This window comes from Ruegeria sp. HKCCD3925, from assembly GCF_057221175.1.
The window spans coordinates 161,657-184,544 of the sequence record NZ_JBWVBI010000004.1 but is presented as its reverse complement, the minus strand read 5'-3'; the positions used below and the strand labels follow the sequence as shown (position 1 = coordinate 184,544).

The 22,888-nt window shown below is 57.0% G+C and carries 22 protein-coding genes; 9 read left to right on the top strand and 13 right to left on the bottom strand.

Annotated features, from left to right (window positions below):
- Positions 1 to 33: 33 nt before the first annotated feature.
- Genes AC2TEM_RS11020 through AC2TEM_RS11010 form a run of 3 tightly spaced genes read right to left on the bottom strand, consistent with a single transcriptional unit; the run spans position 34 to position 2,431 of the window.
- Positions 34 to 705, bottom strand: coding sequence for a type II CAAX endopeptidase family protein (locus AC2TEM_RS11020; protein WP_170392349.1), 672 nt, complete (start codon positions 703 to 705; stop codon positions 34 to 36).
- Positions 702 to 1,349 carry an aminotransferase class IV family protein gene (locus tag AC2TEM_RS11015; RefSeq protein ID WP_170420611.1) on the bottom strand — a complete coding sequence of 216 codons (648 nt, stop codon included), beginning with the start codon at positions 1,347 to 1,349 and terminating at the stop codon, positions 702 to 704. The genes AC2TEM_RS11020 and AC2TEM_RS11015 overlap by 4 nt, the downstream gene beginning before the upstream one ends.
- On the bottom strand, positions 1,304 to 2,431 hold the full coding sequence (locus AC2TEM_RS11010) for an aminodeoxychorismate synthase component I (RefSeq protein WP_170401766.1): 1,128 nt from the start codon (positions 2,429 to 2,431) through the stop codon (positions 1,304 to 1,306). Before AC2TEM_RS11010 ends, AC2TEM_RS11015 begins: the two co-directional genes overlap by 46 nt.
- Positions 2,432 to 2,608: 177 nt before the next feature.
- On the opposite strand from AC2TEM_RS11010, the gene carB reads away from it, so the two are divergent.
- Positions 2,609 to 5,953, top strand: coding sequence for a carbamoyl-phosphate synthase large subunit (gene carB / locus AC2TEM_RS11005; protein WP_170420609.1), 3,345 nt, complete (start codon positions 2,609 to 2,611; stop codon positions 5,951 to 5,953).
- A gap of 102 nt (positions 5,954 to 6,055) precedes the next feature.
- Entirely contained in the window at positions 6,056 to 6,466 is a 411-nt protein-coding gene (locus AC2TEM_RS11000; RefSeq protein ID WP_170420607.1) for a VOC family protein, read from the top strand.
- Here the strand turns inward: AC2TEM_RS11000 and AC2TEM_RS10995 are convergent, their stop codons facing one another.
- The 3 genes from AC2TEM_RS10995 to AC2TEM_RS10985 are packed head-to-tail and all read right to left on the bottom strand — an operon-like array spanning position 6,467 to position 11,020.
- Positions 6,467 to 9,508, bottom strand: a complete 3,042-nt coding sequence (locus AC2TEM_RS10995) for an efflux RND transporter permease subunit (protein ID WP_170420605.1) — start codon at positions 9,506 to 9,508, stop codon at positions 6,467 to 6,469. It abuts the gene before it with no gap.
- A 10-nt stretch (positions 9,509 to 9,518) separates the two neighbouring features.
- Positions 9,519 to 10,556, bottom strand: coding sequence for an efflux RND transporter periplasmic adaptor subunit (locus AC2TEM_RS10990; protein ID WP_170420603.1), 1,038 nt, complete (start codon positions 10,554 to 10,556; stop codon positions 9,519 to 9,521).
- On the bottom strand, positions 10,553 to 11,020 hold the full coding sequence (locus tag AC2TEM_RS10985) for a MarR family winged helix-turn-helix transcriptional regulator (protein WP_170420601.1): 468 nt from the start codon (positions 11,018 to 11,020) through the stop codon (positions 10,553 to 10,555). The genes AC2TEM_RS10990 and AC2TEM_RS10985 overlap by 4 nt, the downstream gene beginning before the upstream one ends.
- Before the next feature lie 154 nt (positions 11,021 to 11,174).
- On the opposite strand from AC2TEM_RS10985, the gene AC2TEM_RS10980 reads away from it, so the two are divergent.
- Both AC2TEM_RS10980 and AC2TEM_RS10975 read left to right on the top strand, forming a co-directional pair.
- Positions 11,175 to 12,299: a beta-ketoacyl-ACP synthase III gene (locus AC2TEM_RS10980; RefSeq protein ID WP_480856229.1), complete on the top strand. Its 1,125-nt coding sequence runs from the start codon at positions 11,175 to 11,177 to the stop codon at positions 12,297 to 12,299.
- 157 nt (positions 12,300 to 12,456) lie between these two features.
- A complete protein-coding gene (locus tag AC2TEM_RS10975) occupies positions 12,457 to 13,068 on the top strand; it encodes a hypothetical protein (RefSeq protein ID WP_480856188.1) in 612 nt (203 codons plus the stop codon).
- A 121-nt stretch (positions 13,069 to 13,189) separates the two neighbouring features.
- On the opposite strand, the gene AC2TEM_RS10970 is transcribed toward AC2TEM_RS10975, so the two are convergent.
- Entirely contained in the window at positions 13,190 to 13,651 is a 462-nt protein-coding gene (locus tag AC2TEM_RS10970; protein WP_170392365.1) for a hypothetical protein, read from the bottom strand.
- 355 nt (positions 13,652 to 14,006) lie between these two features.
- Here AC2TEM_RS10970 and AC2TEM_RS10965 point away from each other — a divergent pair, with 355 nt between their 5' ends.
- Positions 14,007 to 14,585: a thymidine kinase gene (locus AC2TEM_RS10965; protein ID WP_170512522.1), complete on the top strand. Its 579-nt coding sequence runs from the start codon at positions 14,007 to 14,009 to the stop codon at positions 14,583 to 14,585.
- On the opposite strand, the gene AC2TEM_RS10960 is transcribed toward AC2TEM_RS10965, so the two are convergent.
- The 5 genes from AC2TEM_RS10960 to AC2TEM_RS10940 all read right to left on the bottom strand — a co-directional run bounded on the left by AC2TEM_RS10960 (position 14,582) and on the right by AC2TEM_RS10940 (position 17,775).
- The gene (locus tag AC2TEM_RS10960; RefSeq protein WP_480562429.1) at positions 14,582 to 15,532 is read right to left on the bottom strand and encodes a 2-hydroxyacid dehydrogenase; all 951 of its coding nucleotides are present in this window, start codon (positions 15,530 to 15,532) and stop codon (positions 14,582 to 14,584) included. The two genes, AC2TEM_RS10965 and AC2TEM_RS10960, sit on opposite strands and share 4 nt — an antisense overlap.
- Positions 15,532 to 15,870, bottom strand: a complete 339-nt coding sequence (locus AC2TEM_RS10955) for a tRNA-binding protein (protein WP_170392371.1) — start codon at positions 15,868 to 15,870, stop codon at positions 15,532 to 15,534. The genes AC2TEM_RS10960 and AC2TEM_RS10955 overlap by 1 nt, the downstream gene beginning before the upstream one ends.
- On the bottom strand, positions 15,863 to 16,678 hold the full coding sequence (gene proC / locus AC2TEM_RS10950; protein ID WP_170420593.1) for a pyrroline-5-carboxylate reductase: 816 nt from the start codon (positions 16,676 to 16,678) through the stop codon (positions 15,863 to 15,865). Before proC ends, AC2TEM_RS10955 begins: the two co-directional genes overlap by 8 nt.
- A 33-nt stretch (positions 16,679 to 16,711) precedes the next feature.
- A complete protein-coding gene (locus AC2TEM_RS10945; RefSeq protein ID WP_010441802.1) occupies positions 16,712 to 17,212 on the bottom strand; it encodes a type III secretion system chaperone family protein in 501 nt (166 codons plus the stop codon).
- Positions 17,213 to 17,526: 314 nt separating this feature from the next.
- Positions 17,527 to 17,775: an accessory factor UbiK family protein gene (locus AC2TEM_RS10940; RefSeq protein ID WP_480856187.1), complete on the bottom strand. Its 249-nt coding sequence runs from the start codon at positions 17,773 to 17,775 to the stop codon at positions 17,527 to 17,529.
- A gap of 97 nt (positions 17,776 to 17,872) precedes the next feature.
- On the opposite strand from AC2TEM_RS10940, the gene lgt reads away from it, so the two are divergent.
- From lgt to AC2TEM_RS10920, 4 genes are all read left to right on the top strand, one after another.
- On the top strand, positions 17,873 to 18,760 hold the full coding sequence (gene lgt, locus AC2TEM_RS10935; RefSeq protein WP_170420590.1) for a prolipoprotein diacylglyceryl transferase: 888 nt from the start codon (positions 17,873 to 17,875) through the stop codon (positions 18,758 to 18,760).
- Positions 18,757 to 19,824, top strand: a complete 1,068-nt coding sequence (locus tag AC2TEM_RS10930) for an SAM-dependent methyltransferase (RefSeq protein WP_170420588.1) — start codon at positions 18,757 to 18,759, stop codon at positions 19,822 to 19,824. The genes lgt and AC2TEM_RS10930 overlap by 4 nt, the downstream gene beginning before the upstream one ends.
- Positions 19,821 to 20,579 carry a peptidoglycan editing factor PgeF gene (pgeF, locus tag AC2TEM_RS10925; RefSeq protein WP_170420586.1) on the top strand — a complete coding sequence of 253 codons (759 nt, stop codon included), beginning with the start codon at positions 19,821 to 19,823 and terminating at the stop codon, positions 20,577 to 20,579. The genes AC2TEM_RS10930 and pgeF overlap by 4 nt, the downstream gene beginning before the upstream one ends.
- 723 nt (positions 20,580 to 21,302) lie before the next feature.
- Complete coding sequence (locus tag AC2TEM_RS10920) at positions 21,303 to 22,085, top strand: Hint domain-containing protein (RefSeq protein ID WP_170392383.1); 783 nt, start codon at positions 21,303 to 21,305, stop codon at positions 22,083 to 22,085.
- A 118-nt stretch (positions 22,086 to 22,203) separates the two neighbouring features.
- Here AC2TEM_RS10920 and AC2TEM_RS10915 read toward each other — a convergent pair whose 3' ends face one another.
- Positions 22,204 to 22,704 (bottom strand): Lrp/AsnC family transcriptional regulator, encoded by a 501-nt coding sequence (locus AC2TEM_RS10915; RefSeq protein ID WP_170392385.1) that lies wholly within the window; start codon positions 22,702 to 22,704, stop codon positions 22,204 to 22,206.
- Between the last annotated feature and the right edge of the window lie 184 nt (positions 22,705 to 22,888).

Here is a 22,888-nt window from a genome sequence, read left to right as displayed (position 1 = left end):
GTCAGGCTTGGAAAGTCAAGGCGGGTCGCGCCGTCAAAACGGCCTTTGCACGTTGCCCGAGTAGAAATAGACGCCCAGCCCTGCCGCAAAGATAATATTACCGGCAATTGCGTGCAGAAGAACTGCATAAAAGAATGATCCGCGCTTGCGGTAGGCCCAGGTGAACAGGAGGCCTCCGACGAAAGTCATGATGGCTACTACCCAGCTCCAGTACATGAGGTGCGCAAGCGAAAACAGGCCAGCGTTCAAAAGGTATGCGGCCCGCCCTTCAGGTAGGATCGCGTGATAGCGTCGGAAAAAGAGAGAGCGGAAAAGCAGCTCTTGTGGCAGAGCGGACAACAACGGGTAGCCGATACAGATGAATATCAACATCTCTGGCCGATGCAGCAGCAAAACAAAGGCTGCATCCGGTCGCGCCCACAGCACCAGGGCGGAACAGAAGGCAGCCATGAACAGGGTAAATGCAAAGACTTCGGTCCACGACCAGTTTCGCCAGCCATACCGAAGCTCCGCCCAGGAAAAACCGGGCGTATCCTGCAGCAGCAGTATGCCCAGTCCGGTAAACGCAAAAAGCGAGGGGAACATCCAGTTTGGCGGGAACAATGTCGCGATGGCTATGGGAACCGCCACAAAAAAGAGCACAAACTCAATCCTGAGGCGTGAGTTGGTAACAGGGGTCTCCACCCATTCGGTATTTTTGCTCAAGGTGCCACAAGCTCCGCACGGATCAGCCCCCGAAGGGAATTTCCACAGTGGATAGATTGCGCGTTTTTTAGATCGGTCAAGGTCAGAACGGATTCGGTAACTTCTTTATTATCCAACAATTCCTCGCGCAAAACCCCGGGAAGCAATCCGCATTGCAGTGAGGGCGTCAGTCGTCTGCCGTCGGGCATGGTCAGGAACAGGTTCGTGATAGTTCCCTCGCAAAGCTCATCCCGTTCGTTCAAAAACAAAAGCTCATCAACACTTAACGGCAAGCCCGCCCGCGCCATGTCATAGACGGCCCGTCGGGTCGTTTTGTAACCCAGCCAGATATCCGATGATGATAGTCTCTGTTTGGCCAAATCCACACGCCAGACGGGCGGATTGGCAGTCAATTCTCCGGACGTCAGTTCAAATTTGCCATCCGCGTCCAAGGTCAAACGGCAGCGCAATGCAATCTCACCCAAACTCGCATCCAAAATCGTCCAAGCGGCGGTTCGGTCAAAATCAATGCCGAACTTCTGTGCTGTGTGCGCCATGCGGGCCAAATGACGATCAAGCCTGACGAACCCCTGCCCCGGCCTGTAGGCCAAAGTTTCGATCAGACGGAAATCAGGCTCAGTTGGTGGGCGAAGCGGGCTTTCCATAGCGCCTCCTCATATTCCGATGGCGCGGTGCTGTCCCAGACCAGCCCGCCGCCTACGTTAAGGGTCGCCTTGCCGCCTTCAACCATGAGGGTCCGGATGGCCACGTTGAATTCCGACCGACCGTCCGGGGCCGCCCAACCGATGGTTCCGCAGTAAACATCGCGAGGCCAAGGTTCCAGTTCGGACAGGATCTCCATCGCGCGAATCTTTGGCGCTCCGGTGATTGATCCGCACGGGAACAAGGCGGTCAGAATATCAGAAAGGCCTACGCCAAGGTGTAACTGCGCCTGCACAAGCGAGACCATCTGATGGACAGTCGCATAGGTCTCAACCTTGAACAGCTCGGGTACTTTCACCGATCCGGCCAGCGCGACCCGGCTAATATCGTTGCGCAGCAGATCGACGATCATCAGATTTTCGGCCCGGTTCTTTTCATCCGAAGACAGGAAAGCGCGTCGACGCTCGTCTTCGACTGGGTCCTCGCTGCGCGGTTGAGTTCCCTTCATCGGGCGCGTTTCGATCCGGCCCTCGGCGTCGGTTCGGAAAAACAGTTCGGGCGAGCGGCTCAGCAGATCAGGCAGCCCCTCCTGCTCAACCAAGGCGCCGTGGCCGACGGGTTGACCAGCCGCAAGCGCCGCATAAAGCGCGACGCTGTCTCCGGTTACATCGAGATCAATTGGGAAGGTCAGATTTGCCTGATAAATGTCACCCGCACCAATCGCCTCATGCACTGTACGAAAGGCCTGCGTATATCGCGCCTCGTCCCAGCGGGGCTGAAACGCAGTGACACTGCCCGACGCCTTTGGCAGTCCAACGCGATCCGGTGCGTCAAACACACCGAAACACAGTAGTGGCAGGCGTCGTCCTTCTGGCAGCCGGTCTGCCAGACGTGGTTCTAGCACGTAGCCCAGTTCATAACTTGCGTACCCTGCCAGCCAGGCCCCATCCGCGCGCGCCTGATCCAGCGCCGCCAGAGCCTGGGGCACCTCCGCCGCGTTATCCGCGCGGATAATCCGGGACGGACGCTCAAACCGGGTTCCGCGACCGGCAGGTCCTTGATCGAAACGAATACGCAATTGCATCCTCATTTGCCGTGCTGCGCGGTATAGAGAATAGCGCGCCAAGGGAAAGAGGGGAAAGCGGCAATTTCAAACCCGTTTCCGATACCTCTTGCACCTTTTCGCGCGGTCCCTATAACGCAGGACAATTTGGGCGCTGGGGCGGTGCCCTGACTCGCGGACAATTGAAGGGGCCAAGCCATGCCGAGAAGAACCGACATCCAGTCGATCATGATCATCGGGGCAGGCCCCATTGTTATCGGTCAGGCCTGCGAGTTCGACTATTCCGGCGCTCAGGCATGTAAGGCGCTACGCGAGGAAGGCTATCGGGTCATTCTGGTGAACTCGAACCCTGCAACGATCATGACCGACCCGGGGCTAGCCGATGCGACCTATATCGAGCCGATCACGCCCGAAGTTGTCGCCAAGATCATCGAAAAAGAACGCCCCGATGCCCTACTGCCCACTATGGGCGGACAGACCGGCCTGAACACCTCGCTGGCGCTGGAAGAGATGGGCGTGCTGGATAAGTTCAACGTCGAGATGATCGGCGCCAAGCGAGACGCGATCGAAATGGCCGAAGACCGCGCCCTGTTCCGCGAGGCGATGGATAGGTTGGGCATCGAAAACCCCAAGGCCGAGATCGTGACGGCCCCCAAGGATGAGAACGGCAAGAAAGATCTCGACGCCGGTGTGGCACTGGCGCTTGAAACCCTCGAAACAGTTGGTTTGCCCGCCATCATCCGCCCCGCCTTTACGCTGGGCGGCACCGGCGGCGGTGTCGCATATAACCGCGAGGATTATATCCATATTTGCCGCTCGGGTATGGATGCGTCCCCCGTCGGTCAGATCCTGATCGATGAAAGTCTTCTGGGGTGGAAAGAATACGAGATGGAGGTGGTGCGCGACACCGCTGACAACGCCATCATCGTGTGTTCCATCGAAAACGTCGACCCGATGGGCGTGCATACCGGTGACTCGATCACCGTGGCCCCTGCCCTGACGCTGACCGACAAAGAATACCAGATCATGCGCAATCACTCGATTGCGGTGCTACGCGAGATCGGCGTGGAAACCGGCGGGTCAAATGTGCAGTGGGCGATCAACCCGGTTGATGGTCGTATGGTCGTGATCGAGATGAACCCGCGTGTGTCGCGATCCTCGGCTCTGGCCTCGAAGGCGACCGGATTCCCGATTGCCAAGATCGCCGCAAAACTGGCCGTTGGGTACACGCTGGACGAGCTAGACAATGACATCACCAAGGTCACCCCGGCCTCGTTCGAGCCGACCATCGACTATGTTGTCACCAAAATCCCGAAATTTGCCTTTGAGAAATTTCCCGGCTCGGAACCCTATCTGACCACCGCCATGAAGTCGGTGGGTGAGGCGATGTCAATCGGCCGCACCATTCACGAATCGATGCAAAAGGCGCTGGCCTCGATGGAGTCGGGTCTGACAGGCTTTGATGAGATCGAAATCCCCGGTCTGAACGTCGGAGTCTGGGAAGAAGCCGACGACAAAGCCGCTGTGATCAAGGCAATCAGCCAGCAGACCCCCGATCGTCTGCGCACAATCGCGCAGGCCATGCGTCACGGCCTGACCGACGATGAGATTTTCGGCGTCACCAAGTTCGACCCGTGGTTCCTGGCCCGCATTCGCGAGATCATCGAGGCCGAGCGTCAGGTGCGCAAAGATGGTCTGCCGGTTACCGAGGACGGTATCCGCAAACTGAAAATGCTTGGATTCACCGACGCGCGTCTGGGCAATCTGACCGGCCGTGACGAAGACAACGTCCGCCGCGCCCGCCGCAATCTGGGTGTGAACGCCGTCTTCAAACGCATCGACACCTGTGCGGCTGAGTTCGAGGCGCAGACCCCCTATATGTACTCGACCTACGAAGCCCCGATGATGGGTGAGGTCGAATGCGAGGCACGTCCAAGCGACCGCAAAAAGGTCGTCATCCTTGGTGGTGGTCCGAACCGGATCGGCCAGGGCATCGAGTTCGATTACTGCTGCTGCCACGCCTGTTTCGCGCTGACCGAAGCCGGATATGAGACCATCATGGTCAACTGCAACCCCGAGACGGTCTCAACGGACTATGACACCTCGGACCGTTTGTATTTCGAGCCGCTGACCTTCGAACACGTCATGGAAATCCTTACGAAGGAACAGGAAGCCGGCACGCTGCATGGAGTGATCGTTCAGTTTGGCGGGCAGACCCCGCTGAAACTGGCCAATGCGTTGGAGGCTGAAGGTATCCCGATCCTCGGTACCACGCCCGACGCGATCGACCTCGCCGAAGATCGTGAGCGTTTCCAGGCGCTGGTCAATGAACTGGGCCTGAAGCAGCCCAAGAACGGCATCGCCTCGACCGACGAAAAGGCGCTGGAGATTGCCGAAGATATCGGCTTCCCGCTGGTCATCCGCCCCTCCTATGTTCTGGGCGGCCGCGCGATGGAAATCGTGCGCGATATGGATCAGCTACGCCGCTACATCAATGAGGCCGTAGTGGTATCCGGCGACAGCCCGGTTCTTCTGGACAGCTATCTGGCCGGTGCGGTCGAACTGGACGTGGACGCGCTGTGCGACGGTAACGACGTGCATGTTGCAGGCATCATGCAGCACATCGAAGAGGCCGGCGTGCACTCGGGCGACTCGGCCTGTTCGCTGCCGCCTTATTCGCTGTCGAAAGAGATCATCGAACAGATTAAGGATCAGGCGTTCAAGCTGGCCAAGGCGCTGAATGTCGTCGGCCTGATGAACGTGCAGTTCGCCATCAAGGATGACGAGATTTACCTGATTGAGGTCAACCCTCGTGCCAGCCGCACCGTGCCTTTTGTGGCTAAAGCCACTGACAGCGCCATTGCCTCTATCGCTGCGCGTGTAATGGCCGGTGAGAAACTGGCGAACTTCCCGAAACGCCCTCCGTACAAAACGGTCGATGACACCAAAATCGCCGACCAGATGACGCTGGCCGACCCGAACATGCCGTGGTTCTCGGTGAAAGAAGCCGTTTTGCCTTTCGCCCGCTTCCCCGGCGTTGACACCATCCTGGGCCCTGAAATGCGTTCGACCGGAGAGGTCATGGGCTGGGATCGCGACTTCCCGCGCGCTTTCCTGAAAGCACAAATGGGGGCCGGTATGGTGCTGCCCAGCGCAGGTCGTGCGTTTATCTCGATCAAGGATGCGGACAAAGGGCCGGATATGCTCGAAGCAGCGCGTGTTCTGGTTGAGCAAGGCTTTGAGCTTGTTGCGACCCGCGGCACACAATCCTGGCTGACTGAAGAAAGTGTGCCGTGCGGCGTGGTCAACAAAGTGTACGAAGGCCGCCCGGATGTGACCGACCTGATGAAGGACGGCGGCGTGCAGCTGGTCATGAACTCGACCGAAGGCGCACAGGCGGTGGAAGACAGCCGATCAATCCGGTCGATCGCGCTGTACGACAAGATCCCCTATTACACCACAGCCGCAGCAAGCTATGCCGCCGCGCTGGCGATCAAGGCGCAGGCCGAAGGCGATGTTGAGGTGAAATCGCTGCAGGGCTAAGCCCCGGCAACGGTATGAATGAATGGACCCCGGCCTCGGCCGGGGTCTTTTTTCTTCCCCTCCTTGCCCATCGCCCACATGATGGGCGGGGAAGGAGTGCTCATGGACCTCTACACCACATACGGAAGCAACGACCTGCCGCGGGCTATCCGCTTTTATGATGCGATCTTCGCAGTTCTTGGTCAGCCACGCCTGCCCGGATGGATCGACGGATGGGCTGGATGGGGTACCGACCCCGACAGCGGCACCGGGTTTTGGATCTGCAAACCTTTTGATGGAGCCCCCGCCAGTACCGGCAATGGCACGATGATCGCCTTTCCCGCTCAGAGTGCCGTTCAGGTTCGGCATTTCCATGCCACGGGTCTGGAAAACGGCGGCACGGATGAAGGCAAACCTGGTGTCCGCCCCCATTACGAGCCCGGATTCTATGTGGCCTATCTGCGCGACCCCGATGGCAACAAGCTATCCTGTTTTTACTACCATTATGATCCAAAGGAGGATGCGGGCGGTTGATCAACCAGCAGCCAGACGTCGCTTTTCTTCACGGTTGAAAAACAACATGTAGAAGACAGGTGCGGCGACCATGGTCAGGATCGTGGCAAAGGCCAGACCGCCCATGATCGTGACTGCCATGGACACAAAGAACGCATCCGTCAGAAGCGGTGCCATCCCCAGAATCGTCGTGATCGCCGCCAACATTACCGGGCGCAGACGCGAGACAGAGGCCTCAACAATCGCAGGACGCAGGGCTTTGCCAGTAGCGCGGACCAGATCGATTTCTTCGACCAGTACGATGCCGTTCTTGATCAGCATCCCTGACAGACTTAACAGCCCCAATAGCGCTGTGAAGGTGAAGGGCAGGCCTGTTCCAAGCAGACCGATAACCACGCCATTTACGGACATCGGGACCAGTAGCCAGATAATGACCGGTTGCCGGATTGCATTGAACAGCAATACGGAAATCAACACCATAATCAGCAAGCTCAGCGGCAACTGCCGCCCAAGGCTGGCCTGCGCATCGCCTGAATCCTCGAACTCGCCCCCCCATTCCATACGATAGCCGATCGGCAGTTCCATCGCTTCAATGGCACTGCGTACTTCGGAGTGGACCTGCGCGGCGGTCATGTCAGGGGGGATGTCCGCTCCAACCGTGATGGTCAACACCCGGTCACGGCGGTGAACCAACGTATTGAGCGCCTTGTAGTCGAAGCCATCCACCATCTGCTCGATTGGAACGAAACGTTCCGACTGATCGGAGTAAACCACCTGATCGACGATCGAATAGTCCCCATCCGCCGGACGGCGCAAGATGATCGGGATCTGGCGGTCGCGCTCGCGCAAAACGCCGCCCGTGATGCCATCGGTCGAAAACTGCAACGTAGCCGCAATGTCTTCGCGCGATACGCCTGCTGTTTGGGCGCGCTCCGTGGCATAGATCGGCTGCACGGCCAATTCCTGCTCACGCCAGTCGTGATGCACATGTAGCGCATTCGGAGATGCGGCTGACATGCGCTGTACCGCTTCTTCGGCCAGTTGACGCAGAACAACCGGATCACTACCCGAGAACCGAGCCTGGATTGGATCGCCGCCACCGGGACCAAAAATCAGGCGTTTGGTGCGGAACTCGCCTTCGGGGAACTGGGCTGAACCGAACTCCTCAAGATCGGCTTGCAAGGCAGGAATGTCGTCCAAAGCCTCGGTGCGGATGATCATATGTCCATAGCTTGGGTTTGGCTTCTCGGCAGCGTAGGTCAACATGAACCGCGTGGCACCCTGCCCGACGAATGTGGCAACCGAGACGACGTCATCACGTTCGGCCAGCCAGTCCTCGAATACGGCCATATCTTCCGCCGTGCGGGCGATCGGCGTGCCTTGTGGCAGCTTGTAGTGCACGAAGAACAACGGCGTGTTCGAGTTTGGGAAGAATTGCTGTTTCATCAGTCCAAAGCCCGCAAAACAGACGACTGTGACCCCGATCAACCCGGCCACTACCAGCCATCGGAACCGAAGCGCCCAGTTCAGGATTGCACCGTAGACGCGGAACAGGATGCCGCCATAGGCATCCACCTCACCCTCTTTGCCCTGCTTGAAGAAATAGTGCCCAAGCAAAGGTGTCACCGTGATGGCCAGAACCCAGCTCAGCAGTAGTGAAATGCCGATCACGGCAAATAACGAGAACAGGAATTCCCCGGTCGCGTCAGGACTGAGCCCGATCCCGGCGAAAGCCATGATCCCGATCACCGTCGCGCCCAGAAGTGGGATCTGCGTTTTTGACGCAACCTCTTCCGCAGCATCGCGCGAGGATTTTCCCCGCAACATCGAAATCTGCATTCCTTCGGCCACCACGATGGCGTTGTCGACCAGCATCCCCATGGCGATGATCAGAGCGCCCAGCGAGATCCGTTCCATCTCGATCGAGAACATCGACATGAAGAGCAAAGTACCCACAACGGTCAGCAACAGTGTGGAACCCACGACGATGGCCGCACGCCAGCCCATGAAAATGCCCAGAACCGCAACCACGATGCTGACTGACATGGCGAGGTTCAGCAGGAAGGCGTTCGAGGCCTCATCGACAACAACATGCTGCTGATAGATGGGCAGGATTTCGACACCAAAGGGGATTTCGGAATCCAGTTCGGCCAGTTTGGCATCTGCACGCTGCCCGACTTCGACGATGTTTTCAGTGGCCAGCCCAGCGATACCCAGCGTGAAAGCTTCAGCGCCGTTGAATCGGATCATGATATCGGGATCATTCTGCCGCCCGCGATAGACATCTGACATATCAAACAGATTGATCACCTGCCCCTGCGATCCAACCGACAGGCCGGCGATCGCCGACACGCTGTCCGAGCCCTCGGCCGTCAAGATCGTGGTGCGGTCACTATTGGATCGCAGCGAACCCGAAGCGTTGACCGAGTCCGCGTTTGCGATAGCTTCGTTGATCGCCTGCAGCGGGACGTTCTGATTGACCGAGATCGACAGGTCGGGCTCAATAAAGATCGCCTCATCTGGCAAGCCCTGAACCTCGACATCTGCAACACCGCTTACCGTCAGCAATTCGCGGCGAAGGAAGGTCGCCAGTTCGTGCTTCTCGGCGTCAGAAAACCCGTCTGCCGTAACGGCATAGAACAGGCCGAACACATCCCCGAACCCGTCATTCACATAAGGCGCACCCACGCCCGAAGGCAGACCGCGTGCTGCATCGCGCACCTTGGCGCGCAGACGGGTCCAGATGTCGGGCAACTCACTGCCGTCATAGGTGGATTTAATCTCAACCTCGATCAGCGACTGTCCCGGCTGGTTGACCGAGGTGATGACATCCACCTCGCCCATCTGCTGAATGGCAGATTCCAGCGGTTCTGAAACCTCCAGCGCCACCTGTTCGGCAGTCGCACCGGGGTATTGCGTGGCGATCACCGCCTGTTTGATGGTGAAGGCCGGGTCTTCAAGGCGACCTAGCGACGTGAAACCCCAAATGCCGCCGAACAGGGCAATCAGGATGAACAGCCACGTATAGAGAGGCCGGTCGATCGAAGCGCGTGCGATGCTCATGAAACCGCCCTCAGTTCGAGAAGCCGACAAAGCGGCGGACAGTTTGACCATCGGACAATGCACCCCCACCGGCGACGACGATTTCGTCTCCATCCATCAGGCCGGTGAGCACGCGGACATCACCGCTCTGCGTAGGTTCAACAGTCACGGGAACCCGGCGGACGGTGCCTTCGTCGGCGCCAGCAGGCGAGAAGACCAGAACGCCCAGCGCGCCGCTGGCATCAGAAACTACAGCCGTTGGCGGGATGATGATACCGGTGCGTTCATCCTGCACCTGCACCGTGACGGTCACGGAGGAACCGGGAAGAATCTGCAATCCCTCGGGCGGTGTCAAACCGAACTGGATGCGAAAGGTCTGGCCCACGCTTGAAGATTCAGCATCGAATTCCCTTATTTCCAGCGGAAAGATCTCGTCGCTGACAGGGAACTTGGCAGTAATCGTGATGTCGTCCTGCTGTCCGGACCGCTGAAATAGGATTTCGGGCACATCCACCTCGATACGCAGTTCAGACATATCGTGAATCCGCACGATCGGAGTACCCGCAGAAACAGTTGTAAACGCCTCAACTGCACGGCTTGAAACCAGCGCGTCGAACGGAGCGGTCAGCGTCGCATGTTCCAACTCATATTCTGCATCTCGAACCGCAATCGCAGCCAGTTGCGCAGCTGTTTCGGCATCATCGACGGCAACCTGGCTGGCTGCGGTTCCACGCAGACGCGACAGGCGGGCAAGTGTTCGATCCGCCTGATCTTTTTGCAAGCGCGTCCGGTCGCGCTGCAGTTCGAACGGTTCCTGATCGAGGCGGGCAATCAACTCACCCTTTGGGATTACAAAGCCTTCAGTCACAGGCATCTCAACGATCTGCCCTGCGACCTGAAACGCCAGATCAACGGTCTGACGAGCGGCGATCCGACCAAAGAATTGGCGCGAAAAGCCGGGAGAGGTTTCGCTTACCTGCATCAGTTTCACAGGCTTGGCAGGCTCTTGCGCCATGGCAGGCGCAGTCAACAAGGACAGTGCGAGGCATACAGAGGTCAGGAGTTTCATTTCGTCAATCCCTCGGGAATTCCGGTTTTCAGAATGTTGTCACGGATTTTGTGAGCCAGACGTGCGAACTCGGCGGTTTCTTCGGTGTTCAGACCCGATGCGCTGTGGAAAAGCTCACCCGCCACGGCCACCAGCATATTGCGGGCCTCTTCGCCCTGTTCGGTCAGCACCAAAAGCCAGGCGCGACGGTCTTCGGGATCACGCTGTCGGGTCAGGTGCCCCGCCAGTTCAAGTGCATCGGCGGTCGCCGTAATCGTTGACGGCACTGTCAACATATCTGCGGCCAGCACTCCCATACGTTTGGGCACATCGAGCTTGATTAGCATGTGGCATTCCTGATGGCTCAGGTCTGTTTCGATGCTGTCAAAGCTCTCTTCCAGTTTCCAATAAAGCGCGTAGACCCCCATCATCGCCTGAATCTCAGGGCTGAGGCGTCCTAACCGCATACTGATATCGTCTGACATGAATCTTTTCCGTGCGAGTCGCGGCGAAATATACTTCGAATTTTGAACTATTCAAGTTATGAAGCGAGAGGCGATACATTCCCTTGGGTCAACACATCTTGATCAATACTAATAGGGGCTGCATTTTGTGCAGATCATGAACTCAGGGCCAGCCATGTACACTCCTGCCATCACCGGGACTGGTGTCTATACACCAGAAAACATCATCACCAACGCCGAATTGGTGGAAGCGTTCAATGCCTATGCCGACCGGATGAACGTTGAAAACGCGGATGCGATTGCAGCGGGCGACATGGAACCGATGCAGCATTCCTCGGAAGAGTTCATCCTGAAGGCATCAGGGATCGAAAACCGGTATGTGATGGACAAGACCGGTGTTTTGAACCCCGAGATCATGCATCCCGCGCTGCGCCAGCGTAGCGACGACGAGCCTGGGATCATGACCGAGATGGCGGTGGATGCGTGCCTTAAGGCGCTAGCACAAGCGGGGCGCAGCGCCGAGGATGTCGATTTGGTGATCTGCGCCGCTTCGAACCATGAACGTGCCTATCCTGCAATTGCCATTGAGATTCAGCAGGCATTGGGGATCAGCGGATTCGGGTTTGACATGAACGTGGCCTGTTCCTCGGCCACATTCGGCATTCAGGCGGCGGCGGATATGGTGCGCTCGGGTTCGGTCCGGGCGGCGCTGGTCGTCAACCCCGAGATCTGCTCGGGTCATCTTGAGTGGCGCGACCGGGATTGCCATTTCATATTTGGCGATGTCGCGACCGCTACTCTGATCGAGCGGATCGAAGACGCCCAAGGCCCACATTTCGAGATAGTATCGACTCGGTGCGCAACTGCGTTTTCCAACAATATCCGCAACAATAACGGCTTCCTCCGCCGATCGCGCCCCGATGGTCTGGTGGATCGCCGCGACATGCAGTTCATGCAGAATGGTCGCAAGGTGTTCAAAGAGGTCCTGCCCATGGTCAGTAAACATATCAGCGACCACATGGAGGCAGAGGGCATCAGTAGTGATGATCTAAAACGCCTCTGGCTGCATCAGGCCAACAAAACGATGAACGACTTCATCGGTAAGAAGGTTCTAGGGCGCGAGCCTGAACCGGGTGAGCAACCCAACATTCTGCAGGACTACGCCAATACCTCATCCGCCGGGTCGATTATCGCCTTCTCGAAACACTCAGACGATCTGGATGCGGGCGATGTGGGCCTGATTTGCTCGTTCGGGGCCGGGTATTCGGTGGGTTCTGTGATCGTCAGACGGCATCAATAAGCGCGCGCCTTAACTGCGCTGCTGGAATCGCTGCAAGACCAAACCGCTTTCTCAAGAATTATTCAGACGGGCTCAACCGCTCCTTCATCTCTGACCGACACATCGAAACCCGGATGCCCTGCGCATCCGAGTGATGTAGTTATGGGAGCCCGCTGTTATGGGAAATAATATTCGCTTTGGACTGGCCGCACTGGTTGCTGCATCTTTCATTGGGGTCATGGCGACCGGCGCGGCAATTGCAGAACCGCAAACCTGTACAGTCAACACCGCGCGTGTTGCCGCCAATGAAGGCGATTTTGACACGCTCTGCGGCTGTTCGCAGGTCACGCGAGGGTTTGTATCACATCTGCAAAAACGATCTGATTTTGCTTCGATTCTGCAGAACACTTCGGCGCAATGTCCCGGGCTGACCCAGCTATTGAGCGATCTGCCCACAGCATCGATCTCTAACACGAATGCCGGGGAAGATCGCAGCAGCGATCCATCCTCCAACTCGGGTGACGCAAACGGAAGCGGAAGTTCGGACAACAGTGGAGGTAGCCCAGGCAACAGCGGAGGAAACTCTGGCGGCAGTAGTGATCCGGGTGATGGCGGAAACAGTCCAGGCGACGGTGGACGCAAAGGTGGCCACGGCGGCGGCGACAAACCCGGTAAAGGGGGCGGCAAAGGCGGTCACGGCGGAGGTGACAAACCCGGTAAAGGCGGTGGCAAAGGTGGTCACCACGGGGGTGACAAGCCCGGCAAAGGTGGGGGTAAGGGTAAAAAGTAACCCGAAACCAAGACAGAAATGAAAGGATCTGTGCCGCGCGAGTGGCTCAGGTCCCATTATTGGTCACGAATGGGGACGACGTACCGAAATAGCGCTCACCTATTTGCCCTGTGCGGGACATTCAGCTAACGCTTTCTTCTTCCAGGTGTAGCTTCATCTCAATCAGCACCTGCTGCAGCATACTGGTTTCTTTCAACAGTCGCTTCGCCTCGTTCACCGTGATGATGCCATCTTCTATCGCCGACTGATATTCCGTCATCAGCATGGCAAACCGCTGGCTCAGCGCAATGACATCGGAATTTACTCCGCCCGTACGTGGGCTGTCCGAGTTTCGTCCATCGTAAGAAAGCGTGATATTCTTCAAATCCGCCAATGCCGCAGTCACGTGCGGATAGGCAGCCGCGTTTTCCAACCGGGCAACAGCATCCACCGGCATGAACCGGTCAGAATGTTCTGCGTTGTCTGAATAGTACCTGCCAAGCGTGGCTTTGGATTTCCCGGTGATCTCGCACGCTGCTTCGATTCCGACATCCTTAACCAATGCTTCGGTATGCTTTTTCAGATAGGCCCCGATATCTGCCATTTTGCTACCCTTGTTACCTGCGCCCTGCCCCCTCTGCCTGTCCATGCTGGGGGAAAGGGTAGGGAAATTTCCCATATTCGATTCATAATTGAAATGGCAATAATTGACTATCCCTCAGATATGCAGGGATTTTGTGAGTGAGTGGCGGCCGTTCGAGCCGGTAAAGAGTGTATGCGGGGCAGGATTTTAGCCTTGCAATGTATAGGCCACTTGTAGGCCGACGACGCCACTGTCGCGAAGGCGAGGTAATCCATCCCCAAGAGCATTTGCTCAACCTCAGCTGTAGCGATGGTGGCGTCGATTTACCCCCATGAGACGGCTTGCCCAGGCAGCACATGCGAATTAGACCCACGGCATGGCAAAGCTCTATTTCAACTATTCGACTATGAACGCGGGCAAATCGACCGTGTTGCTGCAGGCCTCGCATAACTATCGCGAACGCGGCATGGATACCTACCTGATGACAGCCGCCATTGACGGACGCGCCGGTGAGGGGCGGATCGCATCAAGAATCGGAATCTCGGAACGAGCGGACATGTTTCGTCCCGACGACAATGTGTTTGCCATGATCGAAAACCGCCTGACACAAGGGGGCATCGCCTGCGTATTCATTGATGAAGCCCAGTTTCTTTCGGAAGAGCAGGTCTGGCAACTTGCGCGCGCCGTAGATGATCTGAAGGTCCCAGTGTTGACCTACGGGTTGCGGGTGGATTTTCAGGGTAAACTGTTCCCCGGGTCGGCAGCATTGTTGGCTCTGGCCGATGAGATGCGCGAAGTACGCACCATCTGCGAATGCGGGCGCAAGGCGACGATGGTGATTCGTCAGGATGAAAACGGAAACACCATCACCGAAGGGGCGCAGGTCCAGATTGGCGGGAACGAGACTTATGTCTCGCTCTGCCGCAAACACTGGCGCGAGGCGGTGGGTTCCTAAACCGGGTTGGGTAACGTTCGCCCGGCCACGAACGCCGCGACATTGTCCAACGCCATGTGCCCCATATCGGTGCGTACCTCTTCGGTCGCGGTGCCGAGGTGGGGCAGCAGAGTCACATTTTCCATGTCACACAAGGCCTGCGGCACCTTGGGCTCGAACTCGTAGACATCCAGTCCAGCGCCAGCAATCTGACCCGCATGAAGCGCTTGGATTAAGGCGGCTTCGTCCACAACTTCACCGCGCGCAATGTTTATCACAATGCCCGAGGGCTTCATCGAGGCCAAAATCTGCGCGTTGACCAAGTGTCGTGTTTCAGCTCCTCCGGGGACGGCTATGACAAGAAAATCCACTGCCGCAGCCAATGCATTGAGTTCAGGGATGTACTCTGCTTGGAAGTCCAGCTGTTTTGGACTGCGTGATTGATAGGCAACGGTCATGTCGAATCCGAAATGACACCTCCGGGCAATGGCCTGACCTATGCGGCCCATTCCGATGATGCCCACCTTTTTGCTGGTCACATGTTGGCCCAGCATCTGTGTGGGATGCCACCCCTGCCACTGGCCTGACCTGACCAACCTTTCCCCCTCACCTGAACGGCGGGCCGTCGTGAGCAAAAGTGTCATGGCAATATCGGCGGTGGCATCGGTGACGGCACCCGGCGTGTTGGTAACCGCGACTCCGGCAGCATGTGCGGCGTCCACGTCGATATGATTGTAACCAACGCCGAAATTTGCCAGCAGTTTACAGCGAGGCTCTGGCACCTGAGCAAAGATCTCTGCCACGAACTGATCGCCCAACGTCGGGACCACGACGTCAAATTCAGTCAGCGCCCGCAACATTTCTTCATGCGTCATAGGCGTGGTTTCACTGCGGAATTCCACATCGAATTCGGCACGGGCGCGCACTTGGACAGCCGAAGTCATCGGTCGGGCAATCAGCAGTTTCATCAATGCATCCTTCCACCGATGGGCACAGCGCCATCGGGGCCTATCAACACGATCTCACCGTTTTCGTCAGGAAGACCCAACACCAAAACCTCGGACATGAATTTACCGATTTGGCGCGGGGGAAAGTTGACCACGGCCATCACCTGCTTGCCCACCAGCGTCGCCGGATCGTAGTGCGCGGTGATCTGGGCTGAAGTTTTGCGCTCACCGATCTCATCGCCAAAATCGACCCACAGCTTGATCGCGGGCTTGCGGGCCTCCGGGTATGGCTCGGCGCGTATCACCTCACCTACACGAATGTCGACTTTGAGAAATTCGTCGAATGAAATCTCACTCACGAGACAGCTCCTTGGATCGGTCGGTTGCAGCTTTGACGGCACGATGTAGCAGGTCTGGGAAACCCTCTTCTTCATGCATCAACACCTCCAGTGCGGCCTGAGTGGTGCCGTTGGGAGAGGTGACGTTAACTCGCAATTGCGAGGGGTGTTCGTCAGCGGCCATCGCCAACGCCCCTGCCCCGGCGACGGTTGATTTGGCCAACTTCATCGCCAGTTCCGGTGGCAGACCATGCGCTTCGCCAGCTTGCGCCAGTGTTTCGATCAGGTGGAATACATAGGCCGGGCCCGAACCGCTGACCCCGGTGACGGCATCCATCTGTGTCTCATCATCCAATCGAACCGTCTCACCAATGGCCGAAAGCAGGTCTTCAGCCAGTAGGATATCCGCGTCCGAGGTGTTGGCATTCCCAATCAGCGCCGTGATCCCCTGCCGAACCGCCGCAGGCGTATTTGGCATCGCACGGATGATCGGTGTGTTCGCGCCGAGGACGTTTTCGAAGGTGGCCAGTGAGGTACCTGCCGCGACCGAAATGAACAGACTATCACCACCGCCCAGCGCCTGAATGGCGGGCAATGCATCACCCATCATCTGAGGTTTGACAGCGACCAGAACTACCGCAGGAGACTCGGGCAAAGGCGTATTGATGTTGACACCCTGCGCCTTCAGCCAATCCGAGGGGTAAGGATCAATCACCCAAACAGATGCTGCGGGCAGGCCATGTTCCAACCAACCCGCAAGCATTGCTGAACCCATCTTGCCGCATCCCAGAAGCACCAACCCCTGTTCGGCGACGCGCGAGATATCCATGATTGCCCCTCCCCTATGGTTCGGGGCAAAGCTTTACGCGCGGCCGTAGGCCTCTGCAATGGCGACCTGCATCGCTTCTTCGGGGTCTCGGTTTCCCCAGGTCACCAGTTGGATCGCGGGGTAATAGCGCTCGGCGCTCAGTACCGCCGCGGTGATCATGGTATCGATCTGTTCCGGGCTGGCCGTCTGACCACCGGCCAGCACCAAGCCATAGCGATAGACCATCAATTTCTGATTGGCCCAGTAGGTAAACGCCCCGGCCCAACACTGATCATTCATCTTGTTCAGTAGCTCATAAAGCTCGGTTTCGCGCTCGGCCGGAGGCTCCATCTCAAAGGAACACACCATGCGGAGCGTTTCATCGTAATTCGACCAGGCCAAAGTTATCGAATATGTGCGCCACTGTCCTTCGACAGCCATCGCAATCTGATCATCCCCGATCCGGTCAAAATCCCAGTCGTGATGTTCTGCAAGATGTTCAACAATGTCGATCGGATGAAGGTCTTCTTCGAGATACTGCTCGGAAAGGGCCATAATGCCACCTCACTAATCTCTAGCATTTTGGGGCTGGCAGCGCCCCAGCGCTAGTTGCCTGCTCTACAAGCCGGGCTTCCCCAGTCTGCCTGTACTAAATATGGTGCGATGTGAGCACTGCTCTGGCAACCCTATTTATTGGGGATAACAGCAATAAGTTGTGGACAGTTGGCAACGCCGATCAAAATATTGGCGTTGGATGCAGCTTTGTCTTGATAAATTTCTGCAGAGCGGCAAAATGCACAACACCGCACAATCCAAGTTCGGATTGCGCGGCGGATGCTTTTACCCAAAATCTTAAATTCCTGCGGACGTTACTTGTCCAGCTTCGCCTCGAGCGCGGCAAGTCGCCGTTCAAGTGCACCGTTCTCTTCGCGCGCTTTCTGCGCCATGGCACGCACAGCATCAAATTCTTCACGGGTTACGAAATCCCGGTCGGCCAGCCAGCGGTCCATCATGGATTTCATCGCATTCTCGGCCTCTTCTCGTGCCCCCTGCGCCACACCCATGGCATTGGTCATCAGTTGAGACATATCGTCCAGAATCTTGTTACGGGTTTGCATGGGCTTTCTCCGATTTCGCGATTGCTCTCTATATGGGTAAAGATTGGCCCGGGCTCAAGGTTGACTTGCCACGCAAACCCCGGGCAATGAGACGCACATGCAGGCTGTTTTGAATTTCCCCGATCTGTCACCCGAAATTTTCTCGATCTCTCTGTTCGGGATGGAGTTTGCGCTCAGGTGGTATGCGCTGGCCTATATCGTTGGCATCCTGATTGCTTGGCGCATGGCGCTGATGGCGCTTAGGCGGCCTGTGCTTTGGGCTGATGACACACCACCGATGCAACCCGATCAGCTTGAGGATTTGGTCACCTGGATCATACTGGGTGTAATTCTCGGTGGTCGATTGGGGTTCGTCCTTTTCTATCAACCCGCATATTATTTTGCTTATCCACTGGAAATTCTGATGGTTTGGCAGGGTGGCATGGCATTCCATGGCGGCCTGTTGGGCGTGGTGATCGCCACGTATCTGTTCGGCAGGCGCCACGCTATTCCGATTCTTTCGCTGGGTGATCTGGTTGCCTACACAGTGCCGCCCGGGTTGTTGCTGGGACGATTGGCGAATTTCATTAATGCCGAGCTTTGGGGTCGACCCAGCGAATTGCCGTGGGCGGTGATCTTTCCCGGAACTGCGGCCCAGGATTGTCCCGGCGTTGTTGCCGGGATGTGCGCTCGCCACCCTTCGCAACTGTATGAGGCAGCACTCGAGGGTCTGGTCCTCGGGGCGATTCTGATTTGGCTGGCCTACCGGCGCGGCGCGTTTCGAAAACCAGGTCTGGTTATGGGCGTATTTCTGGCTGGCTACGGCGCATCGCGGTTTTTTGTCGAATTCTTCCGTCAACCCGATGCACAATTTGTATCGCCCGGTAATCCGCTAGGGCTGGCGTGGAATGTTGGCGGATATGGATTGACGATGGGGCAACTCTTGTCGCTACCAATGATTGCACTTGGCCTTTGGTTCGCAATTCGGGCAAAACGCAGATCATGAACCTGAAGGATCGTCTGCTCCTGCGCATCCAGAATGATGGCCCTATGACCATCGCTGACTACATGACCGAGTGTCTGATGCATCCGGAACATGGATACTACACAACCCGCGATCCGCTGGGCGCTCAGGGCGATTTCATTACAGCGCCTGAAATCAGTCAGATGTTCGGGGAGCTTATCGGGTTGTGTTTGGCGCAATCCTGGCTGGAGCAAGGCAAACCTGAACGGATTGTTCTGGCCGAGCTTGGCCCTGGTCGTGGCACCCTGATGGCAGACATCCTGCGCGCCACTCAGTGGGTGCCTGGCTTTCACAAAGCAGCCAAGATCGCATTGCTCGAAGCTTCACCTGTTTTGCGCGACGTACAAGCCAAGGCACTGCAAGGCTATGAACCTCAGTGGATCGAGGCAATTTCTGATTTTGAAGATCTTCCTCTGTTTCTGGTGGCAAACGAGTTCTTTGATGCCCTGCCCATCCGCCAGTTCCTGCGCGAAGGCGAAGGTTGGCGCGAGAGGTTAGTTGGCAAAAATGGTGCATCGCTTGCGTTCGGTCTTGGTGCGCAATCGGCACAAGCTGCGCTCAGCGAACGTGTCGAGGATACGCAGGACGGAGATCTGGTAGAACTGTGCGCTGCTGCCAGTTCCATTATGTACTCTGTTGCCGGGCAGATCGCTCGTAACGGCGGAGCCGCGCTGATCATCGATTATGGTGACTGGCGCTCGCTTGGCGACACATTGCAGGCGTTGCAAGCGCATGAACGTGTCGATCCCCTGGATCAGCCCGGTCAGGCGGATCTGACCACACATGTCGACTTTGAGCTCTTGGCGAAGGCGTCTCATGCTTCGGGCTGCGCATATACAAAACTGACCCCGCAGGGGGTGTTTCTTGAACGGCTCGGGATCACCGCGCGCGCGCAATCGCTTGCCACCCCTCTCAGCGGGTCACAGCTTGAGACGCTGGTCACTGCACATCGACGGTTGACGCATCCCGACGAAATGGGAAACCTGTTCAAAGTACTGGGCCTTTATCCGCCAAACGCCACGCCGCCACCGGGACTGGAACCATGACACTGGAAATCATTACCTCAGACATGCTGTCCCCCGTACGACACGGGTTCTTCAGCCGCCGCGGTGGCGCATCTTCTGGTATCTTCGAAGGACTTAACTGCGGAACCGGTTCGACAGATTTGACTGAGGCCGTAGCTTTGAACCGTCGGCGCGTCGCCGACGCGATGGAAGTGGCACCTGAGGCGATGATCGGTGTGCATCAAGTGCATTCGCCGACCGTGATTGCAGTCGATGGGCCGATGACGGGTGACAAACCCAAAGCTGACGCGGTTGTCACATCAACGCCGGGTTTGGCGCTTACAATATTAACCGCTGATTGTCAGCCGGTGCTGTTCGCGGATCCTGACGCAAACGTGATCGGGGCCGCACATGCAGGTTGGCGCGGCGCGTTGGATGGTGTGCTGGAATCAACACTGGACGCGATGGAAGCGCTGGGAGCCAGCCGGGATAACACAATTGCCGTAATCGGCCCCACGATTTCACAACGCGCTTACGAGGTCGGCTCAGAGTTTCTGGACGACTTCCTTGCTGACACGCCAGAGAACGCGCGTTTTTTTGCAAATGGCAAAGGTGACCGGATGCATTTCGACCTGCCCGCCTTTGGCCTGCATCGTCTGCGCGAAGCTGGTATCGGCCAGGCCGAGTGGGTCCGTCACTGCACCTACTCCGATCCCGACAGGTTTTATTCCTACCGGCGCTCGACCCATGCCAACGAGGCCGACTATGGCAGATTGATTTCCGCTATCAGGTTGTAAATCTGGCCCAGATTAAGGCAGCTTTGCCCAGTTTCTGCCACATTTCTTGTGTTTATCAGAGTCAGAATCGTCTCAAATTTTCGCCAATGCACAGACGGTTACCCCAAGTGGGGTCGTCTTGGCATGGGCGGAAGCAACTAAGAGGTACCTGAAACCTTCAATTTGTCCTCAATTCAACCCGGATCAGCCTTATAGGCGCCGCAAATCAGCGTCACATTGGCTTCATAAACGGGAACAGGGCGACCGCCCTATCGAAGCAGGACAATGGATATGAAATCGAAATCACGCTTTCTCAGCGCCGTTTTTGCGGCTGTCAGGGATCAAGAACCAGAAATGCCCTGGAAGCGGGTTTCAAGTCACTCAGTCAGAGTTGCACGCCGTTTGGCCGCGCGACGCTGACACAGCAACCCCAAGAGACCAGCTGCCGGTCTCAGAGGGCGAACGCATACCGGATGAAGCTCCGGTTCGGTGTGTGGGGTCGCAATCAGGACTGCGACCAGGGTTCGGGGCGTGTGAGTGCAGGCAATTGCAGCCTGCGGTTTACGAGTTTGTCTGGGGGGTCAAGAACTTGACCAAAACACTGGTGTTTTCTGATGCGGCGCTGTGCATTCGCGGCGACCGGCCTGTGTTTACCCATCTGATTACAGACAAAGAACAAGGTCGTCCGGCGATATTGCACGGGGGTTCAAGCCGTCGGACGGAATTTAGAGGGGACGGAATACCATGACTATTCCAAATTCTCTGGCCCGCGCTGCCAGAAACGCGGTCGAGACGTCAGCGCTATTGCGCGATGCGCCTCGTCCCGCGACAAAGCAAAAAGCACAGCTTCGACGTTATGAAGTGTGCAGTCTGTTGAAAAACGGGGATATTTCACAGACGCGCCATATCGCGCCAGCTTTGCCGATGTTTGAAGATGCATTTTGTGCGTTCACGCGCGGATCGTTGGTCGAGACGCCGCAAGGCCAGATGGCGATCGAAGATCTGCTGCCGGGTGATGATGTCCTCACTCAGGACGGATCATCGGAAACCGTGCTTTGGAAAGGGTCTGTCACGCTGATACCCGGACGCGAGGATACGCGCGGGCGAACCCGGCCGCTGACACGGATCATGGCCGACACGTTCGGGATGCAAAAACCGATGTCGGGCGTCATCACGGGCCCGGCCGCACGTCTGCTGGGTACGCCTACGCACATGCGTCATTTGAACGGCGGGCAGCCCATGCTGACACCCGTCAGTGAGTTTCAGGATGGAATGGGTATCATTGAAACGCTGCCGCCGACTCCGGTCGAGCTGTTTCATATCTGTGTGGCCCGACATTCCGTGATTCGGGTCGATGGCCTGCAATTCGAGACCTATCATCCGGGCATCAACGCAGTCCGAATGATCAGTCACTCTTTGCGTTCGATCTATTTGAATCTATTCTCACATATCGAATCGTTGAATGATTTTGGGCCGTTGCTCTTGCCAAGAGCCGGAGATGGTGAAATTGACGCTATGACAGCGTGAACTGGTTAACTAGTACTGCAAGCGTGGGGCATTATGCAGATTTTACTGAGTTGGGTTTTAACCCTTGCACTGGCAGCGATGCTGCCACCCTGTCCTGTGGATCAAACAAGAGGTAGGTTCAGGCCGTCCGGTTCATCCGGTCTTCCAGTACGTCAAATGGTACGCCTGGCTCGTCTTTTGCGCCTCGGATAACAAGCGAAGTCTTGACGCTGGCCACGTTTGGCGTGGTCAGCAACTCGCCTGTCAGAAATTGCTGAAAACTGCTGAGATCCGGTGCGACGCATTTCAGGATGAAATCAACCTCGCCATTCAGCATGTGGCATTCGCGAACCAATGGCCATTCCCGACACCGGTCTTCAAAGGCGCTGAGTTCGGATTCGGCCTGACTTTCAAGTCCGACCATGGCAAAGACCTGCACTTCAAACCCAAGCTCGCGGGCGTTCACCTCGGCATGATAGCCCCGAATGTACCCCGAATCTTCCAGCGTCCGCACCCGTCGCAGGCAAGGAGGAGCGGATATTCCTACGCGCTTAGCAAGCTCAACATTGGTCATACGGCCATCGGCCTGCAGTTCCGCAAGAATTTTGCGGTCGATTTCATCCAACCGGGTCGTGACCATCGAATGCTCCTGAGTTTTTCAGTTGTTATATCAGCAGCCCCGGGAGGCGCAATAATATTTCACAGCCACGCAATTTTCGTTATTTCAGATACATAATTGGCCGCAAAGCCAATCATTAGGCACATCACGGACCTGCAATATGAAGGGGCTTTAAGCCCTGCCCTGCGGTCGCTATATCGATCCG

Coding starts and splice junctions, on each gene's coding strand:
- AC2TEM_RS11015 (WP_170420611.1), bottom strand. CDS start 1,349: ATGGAAAGCCCGCTTCGCCCACCAACTGAGCCTGATTTCCGTCTGATC.
- AC2TEM_RS11010 (WP_170401766.1), bottom strand. CDS start 2,431: ATGCAATTGCGTATTCGTTTCGATCAAGGACCTGCCGGTCGCGGAACC.
- carB (WP_170420609.1), top strand. CDS start 2,609: ATGCCGAGAAGAACCGACATCCAGTCGATCATGATCATCGGGGCAGGC.
- AC2TEM_RS11000 (WP_170420607.1), top strand. CDS start 6,056: ATGGACCTCTACACCACATACGGAAGCAACGACCTGCCGCGGGCTATC.
- AC2TEM_RS10995 (WP_170420605.1), bottom strand. CDS start 9,508: ATGAGCATCGCACGCGCTTCGATCGACCGGCCTCTCTATACGTGGCTG.
- AC2TEM_RS10990 (WP_170420603.1), bottom strand. CDS start 10,556: ATGAAACTCCTGACCTCTGTATGCCTCGCACTGTCCTTGTTGACTGCG.
- AC2TEM_RS10985 (WP_170420601.1), bottom strand. CDS start 11,020: ATGTCAGACGATATCAGTATGCGGTTAGGACGCCTCAGCCCTGAGATT.
- AC2TEM_RS10980 (WP_480856229.1), top strand. CDS start 11,175: ATGTACACTCCTGCCATCACCGGGACTGGTGTCTATACACCAGAAAAC.
- AC2TEM_RS10975 (WP_480856188.1), top strand. CDS start 12,457: ATGGGAAATAATATTCGCTTTGGACTGGCCGCACTGGTTGCTGCATCT.
- AC2TEM_RS10970 (WP_170392365.1), bottom strand. CDS start 13,651: ATGGCAGATATCGGGGCCTATCTGAAAAAGCATACCGAAGCATTGGTT.
- AC2TEM_RS10965 (WP_170512522.1), top strand. CDS start 14,007: ATGGCAAAGCTCTATTTCAACTATTCGACTATGAACGCGGGCAAATCG.
- AC2TEM_RS10960 (WP_480562429.1), bottom strand. CDS start 15,532: ATGAAACTGCTGATTGCCCGACCGATGACTTCGGCTGTCCAAGTGCGC.
- proC (WP_170420593.1), bottom strand. CDS start 16,678: ATGGATATCTCGCGCGTCGCCGAACAGGGGTTGGTGCTTCTGGGATGC.
- AC2TEM_RS10945 (WP_010441802.1), bottom strand. CDS start 17,212: ATGGCCCTTTCCGAGCAGTATCTCGAAGAAGACCTTCATCCGATCGAC.
- AC2TEM_RS10940 (WP_480856187.1), bottom strand. CDS start 17,775: ATGCAAACCCGTAACAAGATTCTGGACGATATGTCTCAACTGATGACC.
- lgt (WP_170420590.1), top strand. CDS start 17,873: ATGCAGGCTGTTTTGAATTTCCCCGATCTGTCACCCGAAATTTTCTCG.
- AC2TEM_RS10930 (WP_170420588.1), top strand. CDS start 18,757: ATGAACCTGAAGGATCGTCTGCTCCTGCGCATCCAGAATGATGGCCCT.
- pgeF (WP_170420586.1), top strand. CDS start 19,821: ATGACACTGGAAATCATTACCTCAGACATGCTGTCCCCCGTACGACAC.
- AC2TEM_RS10920 (WP_170392383.1), top strand. CDS start 21,303: ATGACTATTCCAAATTCTCTGGCCCGCGCTGCCAGAAACGCGGTCGAG.
- AC2TEM_RS10915 (WP_170392385.1), bottom strand. CDS start 22,704: ATGGTCACGACCCGGTTGGATGAAATCGACCGCAAAATTCTTGCGGAA.